The sequence below is a fragment of the Ilumatobacter coccineus YM16-304 genome, assembly GCF_000348785.1.
Classification (GTDB): Bacteria; Actinomycetota; Acidimicrobiia; order Acidimicrobiales; family Ilumatobacteraceae; genus Ilumatobacter_A; species Ilumatobacter_A coccineus.
Genome location: NC_020520.1, coordinates 1229152 through 1242833, shown reverse-complemented (window position 1 = coordinate 1242833; position 13682 = coordinate 1229152). Strand labels below are relative to the sequence as shown.

13 protein-coding genes and 1 tRNA gene are annotated in these 13682 nt (G+C 67.6%); 6 read left to right on the top strand and 8 right to left on the bottom strand.

The annotated features are described in order from the left end of the window. Positions 1-8: 8 nt before the first annotated feature. Positions 9-2534: a M1 family metallopeptidase gene (locus tag YM304_RS05560; protein WP_015440671.1), complete on the top strand. Its 2526-nt coding sequence runs from the start codon at positions 9-11 to the stop codon at positions 2532-2534. Between the two features lie 297 nt (positions 2535-2831). Here the strand turns inward: YM304_RS05560 and YM304_RS05555 are convergent. The 3 genes from YM304_RS05555 to moaC form a co-directional block, all read right to left on the bottom strand. Beyond that, positions 2832-2904: transfer RNA gene (locus YM304_RS05555), tRNA-Ala, on the bottom strand. Positions 2905-2953: 49 nt separating this feature from the next. Beyond that, complete coding sequence (locus tag YM304_RS05550) at positions 2954-3658, bottom strand: hypothetical protein (RefSeq protein WP_015440670.1); 705 nt, start codon at positions 3656-3658, stop codon at positions 2954-2956. A 121-nt stretch (positions 3659-3779) separates the two neighbouring features. Then, positions 3780-4265, bottom strand: a complete 486-nt coding sequence (gene moaC / locus YM304_RS05545) for a cyclic pyranopterin monophosphate synthase MoaC (RefSeq protein ID WP_041298046.1) — start codon at positions 4263-4265, stop codon at positions 3780-3782. A gap of 43 nt (positions 4266-4308) precedes the next feature. On the opposite strand from moaC, the gene YM304_RS22065 reads away from it, so the two are divergent. Continuing rightward, positions 4309-5079: a maleylpyruvate isomerase family mycothiol-dependent enzyme gene (locus tag YM304_RS22065; protein WP_015440668.1), complete on the top strand. Its 771-nt coding sequence runs from the start codon at positions 4309-4311 to the stop codon at positions 5077-5079. Positions 5080-5126: 47 nt separating this feature from the next. Here YM304_RS22065 and YM304_RS05535 read toward each other — a convergent pair whose 3' ends face one another. The 3 genes from YM304_RS05535 to YM304_RS05525 form a co-directional block, all read right to left on the bottom strand. Next, the gene (locus tag YM304_RS05535) at positions 5127-6119 is read right to left on the bottom strand and encodes a hypothetical protein (RefSeq protein ID WP_015440667.1); all 993 of its coding nucleotides are present in this window, start codon (positions 6117-6119) and stop codon (positions 5127-5129) included. 559 nt (positions 6120-6678) lie between these two features. Further along, positions 6679-7707: a GTP 3',8-cyclase MoaA gene (gene moaA / locus YM304_RS05530; protein WP_015440665.1), complete on the bottom strand. Its 1029-nt coding sequence runs from the start codon at positions 7705-7707 to the stop codon at positions 6679-6681. A 56-nt stretch (positions 7708-7763) separates the two neighbouring features. Further along, the gene (locus YM304_RS05525) at positions 7764-8996 is read right to left on the bottom strand and encodes a molybdopterin molybdotransferase MoeA (RefSeq protein WP_041298045.1); all 1233 of its coding nucleotides are present in this window, start codon (positions 8994-8996) and stop codon (positions 7764-7766) included. 77 nt (positions 8997-9073) lie between these two features. Between YM304_RS05525 and YM304_RS05520 the strand changes: the two genes are divergently transcribed. Beyond that, positions 9074-9631 (top strand): putative glycolipid-binding domain-containing protein, encoded by a 558-nt coding sequence (locus YM304_RS05520; protein WP_015440663.1) that lies wholly within the window; start codon positions 9074-9076, stop codon positions 9629-9631. Positions 9632-10016: 385 nt separating this feature from the next. Here the strand turns inward: YM304_RS05520 and YM304_RS05515 are convergent, their stop codons facing one another. Then, complete coding sequence (locus YM304_RS05515) at positions 10017-10883, bottom strand: UTP--glucose-1-phosphate uridylyltransferase (protein WP_015440662.1); 867 nt, start codon at positions 10881-10883, stop codon at positions 10017-10019. 27 nt (positions 10884-10910) lie between these two features. On the opposite strand from YM304_RS05515, the gene YM304_RS05510 reads away from it, so the two are divergent. From YM304_RS05510 to YM304_RS05500, 3 genes are all read left to right on the top strand, one after another. Beyond that, entirely contained in the window at positions 10911-11258 is a 348-nt protein-coding gene (locus tag YM304_RS05510) for an FmdB family zinc ribbon protein (RefSeq protein ID WP_015440661.1), read from the top strand. Between the two features lie 8 nt (positions 11259-11266). After that, entirely contained in the window at positions 11267-12085 is an 819-nt protein-coding gene (locus YM304_RS05505; protein ID WP_015440660.1) for an S-methyl-5'-thioadenosine phosphorylase, read from the top strand. A 95-nt stretch (positions 12086-12180) separates the two neighbouring features. Further along, a complete protein-coding gene (locus YM304_RS05500) occupies positions 12181-12753 on the top strand; it encodes a CpaB family protein (protein WP_154723320.1) in 573 nt (190 codons plus the stop codon). A gap of 27 nt (positions 12754-12780) precedes the next feature. On the opposite strand, the gene YM304_RS05495 is transcribed toward YM304_RS05500, so the two are convergent. Further along, the gene (locus YM304_RS05495) at positions 12781-13632 is read right to left on the bottom strand and encodes an undecaprenyl-diphosphate phosphatase (RefSeq protein WP_015440658.1); all 852 of its coding nucleotides are present in this window, start codon (positions 13630-13632) and stop codon (positions 12781-12783) included. Positions 13633-13682 lie beyond the last annotated feature (50 nt).

Below are 13682 nucleotides of genomic sequence, written 5' to 3'. Positions count from 1 at the left end.
CTCAGCCCATGGCCGACGCTACGTCACCCGACCCGTACCGACTTCCCACCCACGTCCGTCCGACGCGCTACGACGTGCGCCTTCGCCCGTCGCTCGACGACTCGAGCTTCGTCGGCTCGGTGCGCATCCACGTCGAGGCGGAGGCCCCGACCGACACGTTCGTCCTCAACGCTGCCGAGCTCGACATCACCGCGTGCACCTTCGACGGCGCTCCGGCCTCGTTCACGCTCGACGAGGCGAACGAACAGCTCACGATCACCGCCTCCAACGCGATGACGCTCACCACCGGCACGCTCAACATCGAGTTCACCGGCAGCCTGAACGACAAGCTGCGCGGGTTCTACCGCAGCACCTACGTCGACGGCGACGGCAACGAGCAGGTCATCGCCACCACTCAGATGCAGGCCACCGACTGTCGGCGGGCGTTCCCGTGCTGGGACGAGCCCGAGTACAAGGCGGTCTTCGGCATCACGCTCGACGTCGACGACGACCTGACCGCCATCTCCAACGGGCGCGAGATCGAGCGCACCAGCAGCGACGGTCGCACCGTCATCCGCTTCGCCGACACGATGGTGATGAGTTCGTATCTCGTCGCGTTCGTGGTCGGACGCCTCGAAGCGACCGAGCCGGTCGACGTCGACGGCATCCCACTGCGCATCGTGCACGTCCCGGGCAAGAGTGCACTGACCGACTTCGGCCTCGACGTGGGAGCTTTCTGCCTCCGCTGGTTCCAGGAGTACTACGGCATCGCGTATCCCAGCGACAAGGTCGACCTGGTCGCCCTCCCCGACTTCGCTGCCGGTGCGATGGAGAACCTCGGTTGCATCACCTTCCGCGAATCGGTGCTCCTCGTCGACCCCGCCACGAGCACGCAGGACGAACAGCAGCGGGTCGCCGACGTCGTGGCGCACGAACTCGCCCACATGTGGTTCGGTGACCTCGTCACGATGCGCTGGTGGAACGGCATCTGGTTGAACGAGGCGTTCGCCACGTTCATGGAGATCGCCGCATGCGACGCCTACCGCCCCGATTGGCAGCGGTGGACCAGCTTCGGTCTCGAACGCAGCGCCGCCTTCGACGTCGACTCACTGGCGAGCACCCGCCCGGTCGAGTTCGAGGTCCGCTCCCCCGCCGACTGCGAAGGCATGTTCGACGTGCTCACGTATCAGAAGGGTGGGGCGCTGCTGCGCATGCTCGAGCAGTACCTGTCGCCCGAGAGCTTCCGCGAGGGCGTCAACCACTACCTGCGCACCCACTCGTACGCGAACACCGAGACCAACGACCTCTGGGACGCGATCGAGGCGACCTCGGGCGAGCCGGTCCGTCGCATCATGGACTCGTGGATCTGGCAGCCCGGCTACCCGATCCTCACCGCCTCGCTGGTCGACGGCGCACTCGAGCTCAGCCAGCAGCGCTTCGGGTTCACGACGTCCGACGACGACACGATCTGGGCGATCCCGGTGCACGTCCGCAACGGCGACGACACGACCCGCCTGCTGCTCGATGCCGCAGGACCCGTTTCGGTCCCGCTCGCCGATCCCGACGGAGCGGTCGTGGTCAACGCCGGCGGCCACGGGTTCTTCCGGGTCGCGTACGACAGCGAACTGCGCTCGCGCCTCTCGGGCGACGTGTTGGCGTCGATGAGCACCCTCGAGCGCTACAGCCTCGTCGACGACGCCTGGTCGGCGACCGTCGCCGGTCAGATGTCGGCCGCCGACCTGCTCGACATGCTCATGGGGTTCGGCGACGAACGCGAGCTCGCGGTGTGGCAGGCGATCACGGTGGCGCTGCGCGGCCTGTCGCGACTGCTCGACGACGAGCCGCTCGAGCGGTTCCGTGAGATGGTGCGCTCACTCGTCGGCCCGGCGTTGACAGCGCTCGGCGATCCGACCGACGACGAGAGCGACCTCACCAGCACGCTGCGCGGCCTGCTCACCTCGACGCTCGGCGTGCTCGGCAACGACGCCGACACGATCGCACGTTGCCGCGAGATGTTCGCTGCGGCCACCGACGATCCACGCTCGGTCGATCCCGAGCTCACGTCGGCAGCCACCTCGGTGGTGGCGGCGACGGGCAGCGTGGCCGACTACGAGCTCATGATCGCCGGGTTCGAGACACCGTCGACCCCGCAGAACCAGTTGCGTCACCTCTACGCGTTGACGAGTTTCGACGACGCCGACTTGATGCAGCGGACGTGCGACTACGCGATGAGCGATGCGGTCAAGACGCAGAACGCGCCGTTCGTGCTGCGGATGGCCATCGCCAACCGCCATCACGGTGCTCAGGCGTGGCGCTTCCTGCGCGATCACTGGGCCGACGCCGTCGACCGGTTCCCGTCCAACACGATCAGCCGGATGATCGATTCGGTGAAGCTGCTCACCGATCCCGAGCTGGTCGACGAGGTGCAGCAGTTCTTCGCCGAGCATCCCATCGAACAGGCGCTCAAGACGCAGGAACAGATCCTCGAACGCCAACGGGTCAACGCCGCGCTCCACGCCCGCGAATCAGCCGCCCTCGCATCCCACGTCCGCTGACCCCACGCGACCACATCTGGCCTGGGCAAAAATCACCCCCACGCGACCACATCTGGCCTGGGCAAAAACCACCCTCACGCGACCACATTTGGCCTGGCCAAAAATCACCCCCACGCGACCACACTTGGCCTGGGCAGAAATCACCCTCTGGCGACGGGGTGTGGCCTGGATCGGATCAACCGTGGTGGGGCGCGACGAACCCGCCGGAGGGAGGGGTTCGAGCGGTGCCGCTCGGGTCGCCGGCCGCAGTGGCCGGGTGCCGTACCGGTCGACGCTGGGTCGACCTGGTTCTCGGAGTGGAGCTAAGGAGAATTGAACTCCTGACCTCGTCATTGCGAACGACGCGCTCTACCAACTGAGCTATAGCCCCGAGGGATGCGCAGTGTATCGGTGAGAACCGATCACGCGCTGCTGGAAAATCAGTACGTGTCGATCCAGCCGTCGTACCCGGCGTTCGACCGCTCGCGCAGCTGAGCGAGGAGGTAGACGTAGCCGCACAGCCCGAGGAACGAGAGTGCGAACAGGTACAGCATGACCGTCGACGACGTGGTCGCGGCCAGGAACAGGGTGCACGCCGTGGTGACGACGAGCACGAACAAGACGTTGCTGCGGCGCCGGCGGGCGTCGGCTGCGGCGCCCGAGGCACGCACGGGGCGCTCCGTCGGACGAGTCGGTGCACCATGCCCACGATGCGATGCGCCGTGGCGGGGAGCAGCGGGGCGACGCTGGCCGCCGGTGGGGTCGCCGTGCGACCGGTAGCGAGGCTGCTCACCGGTGCGGTCGGCGGTGCGGCGCGGCGCGGGAGCGGTCGGCGACATGGCCGGCGCTGCGGTACGCGCGGCGATCTCCGACGGCGCTGCGTGGCGCGTGACGCCGGAGCGGAGCACGGGCTGGTTCGGACGGCCGGCGGCAGCGGGGCGGTGCAGCGGCGACTGTGCCAACGGCCGGCCCATCGCGCGAACGGCGCCGCGAGGTGGCGTCGCCGTGTTCTGCAACTTGGTGAGCTGGCGGCGGAAGTCGGTGACCGAGGAGTTCGGCCGATTCTCGACCCGAGACCGAAGCATCGGGGGAATCAAGACTGCGAGCCATGCGGCGGCGACGACGAGAAGAATGAGTTGAGCCATGTGAGTTCCGTGTCAGACGATGAAGTTCCGGGGTTGATCCACAACCGCTTCGTCGTATGTGACGATTCTATGGCGATTATGACAGGGAGAGCAACGATCGCGGTGATCGCGATGCAAGTTGTCAGACCTCTGACGATCGCCGGTAGGTGCCGGACTTGCCTCCGGTCTTCTCCCAGAGGGCGAGTTCACCGATGGTCATCCCGCGATCGGCCGACTTGCACATGTCGTAGACGGTGAGTGCCGCGGTGCTGCACGCGTGCAGCGCTTCCATCTCGACGCCGGTCCGCTCGACGCAGTCGACGTGCGCTTCGATCGCCACGTAGTCATCGCCGATCTCGAAGTTGACCGAGACGGCGCCGATCAGCAACGGGTGGCACAGCGGGATCATGTCGGAGGTGCGCTTGGCGGCTTGGATGCCGGCCACTCGGGCGACCGACAACACGTCGCCCTTCTTCACTTCTCGGTTGGCGATCGCTGCCGTCGTCTCGGGCTTCATGAAGACCTTGCATCGGGCCACGGCGCGACGGTGGGTCGGCTCCTTCGGCGTGACGTCGACCATGCGCGCGCGGCCGTGGGGGTCGAGGTGGGTGAACTCGAGATCGCTCATCGGCACGCACGGTAGTCGGCGTCCGCAGGGTTAGTTTCGGTGTATGGATTTGCCCTACGACGCACTCGACGTTCTGCAGACGAACGGCGTGGCATTCATCGACCTCGTCTCGTCGGCCGACCCCGACCTCATGATCTCGGCCTGCCCGGGCTGGCGAGTCAGCGACCTGGCCAACCATCAGGCCGAGGTGTGGAACTTCTGGGCCCACATCGTCGCCGACGGCATCACCGAGCGCACCGCTCTCCGGGCGATCCAGACGCCGGCGAGGGTCGACGGGCCGGAACTGGTCGACTGGCTCGCCGCCACACACAACGCGTTGTTCTCGGCACTCGTCGATGCGCCGCTCGATCAACCGGCGTGGACCTGGACGGGCGCGACGCTCGACGCTGCCTGGGTCCGTCGGCGGATGGCGCTGGAGTCGGCGATGCACCGCCACGACCTCGCGACGACCGTTCGCGTTCCCTACGACGTGCCGACGGTCGTCGCCGCCGACGGCATCGACGAGTTCCTCACCTACTTCTGCGGCCGCGAGCGCCGGGAGGGAGAGATGAAGGTCGGCGGCACGGTGCATCTCCACTGCACCGACATGCCGGAGGGACAGCAGGATCGCGGCGAGTGGTACATCTCGAACGTGAAGGAGCCGAGCTGCACGTTCACGCGCGAGCACCGCAAGGGTGATGCAGCCGTTCGTGGCCCGGCCCAGAGCTTGTGGCTGTGGCTGTGGCGCCGGGACAAGCGCGGCGACGACTCGATCGAAGTGATCGGCAAGGAAGAAGTCGCCCGACGCTTCCGCGCCTACACCGACCTCGACTGACCGCCCCGTCAACCCGCGACGACATCGAGCCTGGGCAGAAATCACCCTCAGTCGGTGATGATCGGGCCGGTGTCGACCACCTCGAACGCTGTGCCGGGGATCGACTTCAACTGGCCGAGGTCGTCGTCGTCCCAGCCGGGGTCGGGTGCTCCTTGGAAGAACCAGTTCGATCCGTTGTCGGCGACGATCAATCCGTAGTCCTTCATCGCCTGGGCGATCACGCGGGCTTGGCCGGTGAGACGGCTGATGTCGTGATCGGCACGCATGCGCAGCCGCAGCCCCATCGGCGGAAGATCGGGGTCGGTGCGACTCGATGCGAAGTGCGTCGCCGGGAGGATGTAGCCCCGCTGTGTTCGGCTGAACGTGACTCGGATGGCGTGGCGGATCACGCCGGCCTCGACCTCGTCGTACCGAACCAGGCCCGGCAGGATGGGCAGTCCGGCGGCGTCGGCGCTCGTCCAGCCGAGCGGCCGGAGGTCGTTCGAGCTCAGATCGAAGCGTGCTCCCGAGGCGGCGGTCCATCCGGTCGAATCGGGTCGTGCCACGTAGAGCTCGAAGAGTTCGCACGTTCCCTGTCGTAGTGCGATCGCATGGCGGTCGCCGGTCGTCGCTCCCGGCACGCCTTCGATCGGGGCGTCGAGTGGCAATGGAAACGGTCCGGGGTCGCTCTCGTCGCCGTAGGCGTCGTAGGTGATCGGCACGGTCGGCTGGTCGGCGGGTACGACGATGTACGGGATGCCGTAGTTCGGGTGCTCGCCGAAGTCGGGATGCAGCCGGTTGCCGCCACTCGCTTGGATCGACGCTATGAACGCATCGCTGCGCGGGTGCAGCGGCGCATCGGCGATGTTCGTGTTCCAGGCGTTGTCGGACGGAAAGACCGGGCATCCGCCGATCGACGGTCCGCCTGAGTCGACGCGACCCACGCGCTCGGCGGGTTCGGATGCCTGCGCGCCGGAGTCGATTCGACTCGGCCCAGCTGCGGCGACGAGGCCCGCGCCGACGAGCACCGCACCGATCGTCAGTCCCAGCGTTCGCCTCACCCCTCCACTATCGACCAATCGACCCATCGTCTGGAGACACCAAGCGAACAACCCGCCAAGTTGGTGACGACGCTCCGGGAGCGATGTAACCAACTTCGGCCAGGTCGCCCCGCCCGAGATCCGGTCGAGCGAGGCCCGTCGACATCGACCGCAAGCCACCAGAGACAACGCCCGTGCGCCTCCCAGCCGAACACCCACCAGCGGCCCGACCAAAGTTGATGACGACGCTCCGGGAGCAACGTAACCAACTTCGACCCGCGTGCTTGGCCCCTACCGCTGGCCGAGCGCGGCCCGATCGCAACAAGTTGATTACATCGCTCCGGGAGCAACGTAATCAAATTTTCCCGCCCAGGGTCTCGGACGAGCGACAGCGAGGTGCAGCCCCGCTGCACGACTCGCAGATGCCGACGAAGTCGGCGAGGCCACGAAGTGGCCCGGCGGTGTCGACCGTGAAACGGTTCCACCCAGGGTCTCGGACGAGCGACAGCGAGGTGGGCCGAAGGCACACGACTCGCAGATGCCGACGAAGTCGGCGAGGCCACGAAGTGGCCCGGCGGCGTCAGCCGCCGATCTGCGACATGGACTTCCCGGGACGGATGAAGTTGACCTGGTTGATCTGGTGACCGGCCCACTTCGTGGCGACGGCGGCTTCGATCCGTGCGGCGATCTGGTCATCGGTCTCGCCGGCGCGGAGGGCCGTGAGCAGATCGAACTCGTCGGTGGCGAACAGGCAGGTGCGGAAGTCGCCTTCGGCGGTGAGCCGAACGCGGTCGCAGTCACCGCAGAACGGCTTGGTGACCGTGGGGATGATGCCGATCATCGAGCCGGGACTGGTGCCGTCGCCGTCGAGATAGCGGAACCGATCGGCGGGAGCGGCGCCTCGCGCCGGCATCTGTTCGATCGGGTAGACCGCGCTGATCGCTTCGACGATCTCGTCTTGCCCGACGACCTTGTCGTTGAGCCAGTGGCCGGTGGCGTCGAGCGGCATGAACTCGATGAAGCGGACTTCGACGTTCTGTTCGCGGCCGTAGGTGGCGAGGTCGACGATCTCGTCGTCGTTGACGCCACGCTCGATGACGGCGTTGATCTTGACCCGTTCGAAGCCGGCCTCCTGCGACGCGACGATGCCGTCGAGCACGTTGGTCAGTTCATCCCGCCGGGTCATCTGGTGGAACTTCTCGGCGATCAGCGTGTCGAGGCTGATGTTGACCCGCTTGAGACCGGCTTCACGCAGACCCTCGGCGACGAGGCGCATGGTGGCGCCGTTGGTGGTCATCGACAGGTCGATGGCGCCGTGCTGGTTCTCGAGCGCCGCGAGTTTGCGGACCAGGACCGGCAGGTGAGCGCGAACCGTCGGCTCGCCGCCGGTGAGGCGGATGCCGCGCACGCCGTAGCGCTCGACGAAGATGCGGGCGAGTCGCTCGATCTCTTCGAACGACATGACCTCGGAGCGGTGCAGCCACTTCATGCCTTCCTCGGGCATGCAGTACGTGCAACGGAAGTTGCAGCGGTCGGTGATCGAGATGCGCAGATCCTCGATGACGCGGCCGAACGGGTCGACGAGTGCTTGATGTGCTCCCCGGGCCATGCGCCCAGGCTACGCGTCCAGGGCCCGATTCTCCGTCAGCGGACCCCGAAGTCGCTTCAGCCGCGGAGCATGAGCACGGCGACTTCGCCGTTGCGTTCGACGCCCTCGCCATCGGGGATGACGGCCATCGCGTCGGCCGACGCGGTGGCCGCGAGCTGATGACTCCCCTGCGCGCTGACCGGGACGACGTGATAGCGGCCGTCGTCGGCGAACACGCCGTTGACGCGAGCGAAGTGGACCTTCCCGTCGGGTTGGCGTCGGAAATCGGCGTCGGCGATCGCGACGAGGCTCGTCCGAGTGAGCCGGCGATGGCCCATCATCCGGCGCAGCGCCGGACGAGCCATGAGCTCGTAGCTCACCAGCGAACTGACGGGGTTGCCCGGGAGCCCGAAGATCGGCACACGCGTGCCGTCGTCACGAGTGAGCGTGCCGAACGCGAACGGTTTCGCCGGTTTGATCGCCATCTGCATCCACGTCATGTCGGCGATCTCACCGAGCACCGCCTTGACCACGTCGTAGTCACCCATCGAGACGCCACCGCTCGACACGATCGCGTCGCACTCGAGCGCAGCCGACCGCAGCACCCGTTCGAGTTCGGCCTCGTCGTCACGCACCACACCGAGATCGACGACGTCGCAGCCCGACTCGGCGAGCATTCCGGCCAGCATCGTCTTGTTCGACTCGCGGATCTGTCCGAGTTCGAGCGGCGACCCGTCATCGATGAGTTCGTCACCGGTCGACAGCACCGCCACCTTCAGGCGCGGGTGAACCGACACCGTCTGCGCGTTGACGCTCGCGAGCACCGCTTCGACCGCCGGCGTGATGACGACGCCGGCCGAGAAGATCTCGTCGCCGACCTGCACGTCGTCGCCCGCACCGCGGACGGCAGCGCCCGCGCTCACGCTCGCGCTCAGGCGAACGCGCTCGTTGCCATCGGCATCGGTGCCGAGGTGCTCGGAGTCCTCGACCATCACGACGGCGTCGGCGCCGTCGGGCATCGGTGCTCCGGTCATGATCCGCACCGTCTCGCCCGGACCGACCGGGCGGTCGGGTGCTGCACCCGCAGCGATCTCGCCGACAACCGTCAACTCGACAGGCACCTCTGCCACGTCCACGGACCGAACGGCATAGCCATCGACCGCCGTGTTGTCGAACGGCGGCACGACCTCGGCCGACACCACGGCAGCAGCCAACACCAGGCCCGACGCATCGGCACGAGCAACCTCGACCGGCGGCTTCGGCGGGCACGACCCGAGTACGAATTCCTGTGCATCCTCCAGCGGCCTCATGGCGCCGAGGGTAACGGTCGCGGTCACGCCGCAGAGCCGTCCTGCGACCGAATCCGACCGCTCCTAGCCTGAACGCCATGACGACCCCACTCACCGCGTTTCCCGCCGACGGCTACACCGCTCGCTGGCAGACCTGGGACGGCGACGGCGACGAGACCGTCACGTTGCGCTGGGAGAACGAAGGATGGACGGCGCTCGGCGAGGTGACCCGTGAGCGCGTGTCGTACGTCCTGCGCCTCACCGCCACCTGGCAGGTCACCCAGTTCCTGTTGTTCCGCGACCAAGACGAGCCCGACCTCTGGCTCGGCACCGACGGCGCCGGACGCTGGGGCGAGGTCAACGGCGCCCACCGCCCCGACCTCGACGGCTGCTCCGTCCTCGACCTCGGCTGCACACCCTTCACCAACACACTGCCCATCCGCCGACTCACACTCGACGTGGGCGACGGCGCCGACATCACCGCTGCGGTCGTCGACGTCGAAACACTCGGCGTCGCCCCCGTCAAACAGCGCTACGAACACCTGGCCCCGCAACGCTGGCGCTACTCCAACCTCGACTCGGGCTTCAGCACCGAGATCGCCGTCGACGAATACGGCCTCGTCCACGACTACCCCGAAGAATTCCGCCGAGTCTGAAACGCGATGCCCTGTGGCGGCTCACCGCAAACCGCCAGCCGACCACACACGATCGCCGCCACGCCAGACTTGGTCGCTGGCGCTCCCGGCATCGGCCGATACACCCTGTGGCGGCTCACCGCAAACCGCCAGCCGACCACACACGATCGCCGCCACGCCAGACTTGGTCGCTGGCGCTCCCGGCATCGGCCGCGACCCTGCCCTGTGGCGGCTCACCGCAAACCGCCAGCCGACCACACACGATCGCCGCCACGCCAGACTTGGTCGCTGGCGCTCCCGGCATCGGCCGCGACCCTGCCCTGTGGCGGCTCACCGCAAACCGCCAGCCGACCACACACGATCGCCGCCACGCCAGACTTGGTCGCCGGCGCTTGTTGCGTGCTGATCAGACGTCGAGGTTGCGGAGGAACTCGCGGAGCGGGGCGGCGAGTTCGGGGTTCGACAGGCCGAGCTGGATCGACGCGGTGAGGAACCCGAGCGGGTTCCCGGTGTCGTACCGACCCACATCGCTCGCCACTGCGTGGAACGGTGCCCGAGCAGCTTGGGCGCGCAGCGCGTCGGTCAACTGGAGTTCGCCACCACGACCCGGCTGCAGGGCCTCGATCTCGCCCCACGCATCAGCGGTCAACACGTAGCGACCCGTCACGATGAAGTTCGACGGTGCCTCGTTGACCGACGGCTTCTCGACCAGATCCTTCACCGGGATGACGCCGTCGGGAGACAACTCGCCCGACGGATCGATGACCCCGTACGACGACACCTGATCACGCGGCACTTCGGTGACGGCCACGACACTGCCGCCCGTCGACGCACACACTCCGTTCATCTGCGCCAGCAGGCTCGACGACGCCATGAGCTCGTCGGGAAGCAGCACGGCGAACGGTTCGTCGCCCACCGCATCACGCGCGCAGCCGACCGCATGGCCCAGACCCTTCGGGTCGTCTTGGTACACGATGCTCACGCGCCAGTCACGGCCGATCGAGCGCAAACGCGCCGCCGTGTCGGACTTGCCCTTCTCCTCCAACGCCTCGACGAGCTCGTCGTTCGGCTCGAAATACGCCTCGACGGCGGGCTTCGAACGACTCGACACGATCACGATGTGATCGATGCCGGCACCGAGTGCCTCGTCGATCACATTCTGGATGGCCGGCTGGTCACCGATGGGGAACAACTCCTTCGGCACCGCCTTCGTCGCCGGAAGAAATCGGGTACCCAGACCTGCTGCTGGGATCACTGCACTGCGGACCTGCATGTGCCGGACGATATCTTTTCAAGCGCTATGCCCACGTACGTCTACAAATTCGTCGAAACCGGAGAAACGATCGAGGTGCAGCAGTCGTTCACCGACGACTCGCTGACCGAGTACGCGCATCCCGACTCTGGCAAGGTGCTCGCCGTCAAGAAGGTGTTCCAACCCGTCGGGGTCACCTTCAAGGGCACCGGCTTCTTCAAGAACGACAACCGCGGCAAGACCTCCTCCTCGACCGCACCCGGCTCCACGTCGGATTCGTCGTCGACCTCCACCTCGAGTTCCACGTCCGATTCGTCGACCTCGAGCGCGTCGACCACGTCGTCGACGTCGGACTCTTCGTCGTCCACGTCCACGTCGACCAGCACGTCCGACTGAGCAATTCCGTGCTGATCCGCCTCGACGACCGAGCGGCGGATCTCGGCGCGGAGGTCGGCGTGTTCGGCGGGTCGGGGTTCTACGAGTTCCTCGACGACGCCGTCGACGTCGAGATCACCACCCCGTACGGAGCGCCCGCCTCGAAGGTCAGCGTCGGCACGATGGCCGGTCGACGCGTCGCGTTCATCGCCCGGCACGGCGATGCCCACCAGTTCGTCGCTCACCGGGTGCCGTTCCGCGCCAACGTGTGGGCCATGGCGTCGCTCGGCGTGCGCTCGATCGTGGCCCCGTGCTCGGTCGGGACGCTGCAGCCAGAACTCGCAGTCGGCGACTTCGTGGTGGTCGACCAACTCGTCGACCGCACCAACGGCCGCTCCGACACGTTCTACGACGTCGGTTCGGGCAACTCGATGCCCGGCTCGCACGGCCCGGTCCACCATCAGCCGTTCGCCGACCCGTACGCCGAATCGGTGCGACGGCCGCTGATCGAGGCCGGCGCTCACGTCGAGGGGCTCACCGTGCACGACGGCGGCACGATGGTCGTCATCAACGGACCGCGTTTCTCGACTCGCGCCGAGTCGCAGTGGTTCTCGGCGATGGGATGGAGCGTCGTCAACATGACCGGCTATCCCGAAGCGGTGCTCGCTGCCGAAGCCGGGATCCCCTACGCGTCGGTGGCGCTCGTGACCGACCGCGATGCCGGCGTCGCCGATGGCACCGACGAGCACGGACCCGTCACCATGGAGATGGTGATGGAGGTCGTCGGACAGAACGTCGACACCGTGAAACAGCTCATCGAGCACGCGCTCCCGCACCTCCCCGAGTAGCCGCTGCGCGCCGCGCGGCTGTCTCGGTTCTCGGAGGCGGTCGGTACCCTCCGCATCACCGACTCCCTCCTGTGATCGTGATCAGAGGAGTGCTCATGAACTTGTTGCGTCCGGTGCGCCTGGCGCTCGCCAAACGGCCTTGGATCCACTGGCTCGTGGTGTCGGCGCTCGCCGCCGCCGTCGGCCTCGGCGTCCACACTCGGCTCGCGGCGGTCGACCGTGCCCGGGAGGAGTGGGGCGACCGCCGCGCCGTGTGGGTCGCCGCCCACGATGTCGCGCCCGGCGAGCCCCTCGACGTGGTTCGCCGCGCCCTCCCGCTCGGGGCTGTGCCGCCTCGGGCGGTCGACGACGTCGAGCCGGGCACCATCGCTCGCCAGCACGTCACGGCCGGTGAGCCGATCACCGCTGTCGACCTCGTGCTGGGCGTGGGGCCGGCGGCTGCGGCCGACGAGGGGTCGGTCGTCGTGCCGGTCAGCGACCCGTTCGTGTCGTCGGCTCCGGTGGGCGTGCGCGTCGCCATCTACGCCGAGGGGCTCGTGCTCGCTCCGTCGGCGCGCATCGTCGCGGTCGACGGAGATGTGGTGTTCGTCGCCGTCGACGAAGCCGACGGTCCGATCGTCGCGGCCGCCGCGCAGCTCCGGACGGCGTCGATCGTGTTCACCCGATGACCCGGTGGCCGACAGGGAGCCGACGGGTCAGGCCGAGCCGTCGCGCACGCCGGTCGCGATGAGTGCCAGTACCAGCACTCCGGCGGCCACCCGGTACACGACGAACGGTGTGAAGCTCCGGGTGCGGATGAGTCGCAGGGTGCCCCACACCGCCGCCAGCCCCGAGATTCCCGAGGTCACGATGCCCACGACCATCGGCCAGTAGAGCCCCGACGGGATTCCGTCGGTGATCGCCCCGTACGTCTTGAACAGCACCGCTCCGGCGATGACCGGTAGCGACATCACGAAGCTGATGCGTGCGGCGGAGTCGCGATCGAACCCGAGTGCGCGGGCTCCGGTCATCGTGATGCCCGACCGCGACGTGCCGGGGTTGAGCGCCAACGCCTGCGCCGCGCCGACGACCAAGGCGTCACGCGCGCCGAACTGTTCGAGCTGGCGCTTTCCGACCATGCGGTCGGCCCAACCCAAAAGCAGTCCGAACACGATCAGCGAGATCGCGATGATCGTGGGCGTGCCCAGTCGCTCGTCGATCGCGTCTTCGAAGAACGCCCCCACGAGCGCTGCCGGAACGGTCGAGAGCACGAAGAACCAGGCGAGTTTGCCGTCGGTCGTGGTCGGCCGCTTCCGGTTGACGAGCAACAGCGTTCCTTCGCGGACATAGGTGATCACGTCGCGTCGGAAGTAACCGAGCACCGCCACGAAGGTGCCCAGGTGGAGCGCGACGTCGAACGTCTTCTTGATCGCGTCGCCGTCCGGACCGCCGAAGTCGTCCCAGCCGAACAGCCACGGCACGAGCAGCAGGTGCCCGCTCGACGAGATCGGAAGGAACTCCGACAGCCCCTGGACGAGCCCGAGAACGATCGCGTGGATGATCGGCACGCCCACTGTTTACTGCCCGACCACCCCGATTGCGCGTGACCACTGGCCTA

Bases quoted from the DNA above. Each gene is read 5' to 3' on its own strand.
- YM304_RS05560 (WP_015440671.1), top strand. From the start codon at position 9: ATGGCCGACGCTACGTCACCCGACCCGTACCGACTTCCCACCCACGTC.
- YM304_RS05550 (WP_015440670.1), bottom strand. From the start codon at position 3,658: ATGGCTCAACTCATTCTTCTCGTCGTCGCCGCCGCATGGCTCGCAGTC.
- moaC (WP_041298046.1), bottom strand. From the start codon at position 4,265: ATGAGCGATCTCGAGTTCACCCACCTCGACCCCCACGGCCGCGCGCGC.
- YM304_RS22065 (WP_015440668.1), top strand. From the start codon at position 4,309: ATGGATTTGCCCTACGACGCACTCGACGTTCTGCAGACGAACGGCGTG.
- moaA (WP_015440665.1), bottom strand. From the start codon at position 7,707: ATGGCCCGGGGAGCACATCAAGCACTCGTCGACCCGTTCGGCCGCGTC.
- YM304_RS05525 (WP_041298045.1), bottom strand. From the start codon at position 8,996: ATGAGGCCGCTGGAGGATGCACAGGAATTCGTACTCGGGTCGTGCCCG.
- YM304_RS05520 (WP_015440663.1), top strand. From the start codon at position 9,074: ATGACGACCCCACTCACCGCGTTTCCCGCCGACGGCTACACCGCTCGC.
- YM304_RS05515 (WP_015440662.1), bottom strand. From the start codon at position 10,883: ATGCAGGTCCGCAGTGCAGTGATCCCAGCAGCAGGTCTGGGTACCCGA.
- YM304_RS05510 (WP_015440661.1), top strand. From the start codon at position 10,911: ATGCCCACGTACGTCTACAAATTCGTCGAAACCGGAGAAACGATCGAG.
- YM304_RS05500 (WP_154723320.1), top strand. From the start codon at position 12,181: ATGAACTTGTTGCGTCCGGTGCGCCTGGCGCTCGCCAAACGGCCTTGG.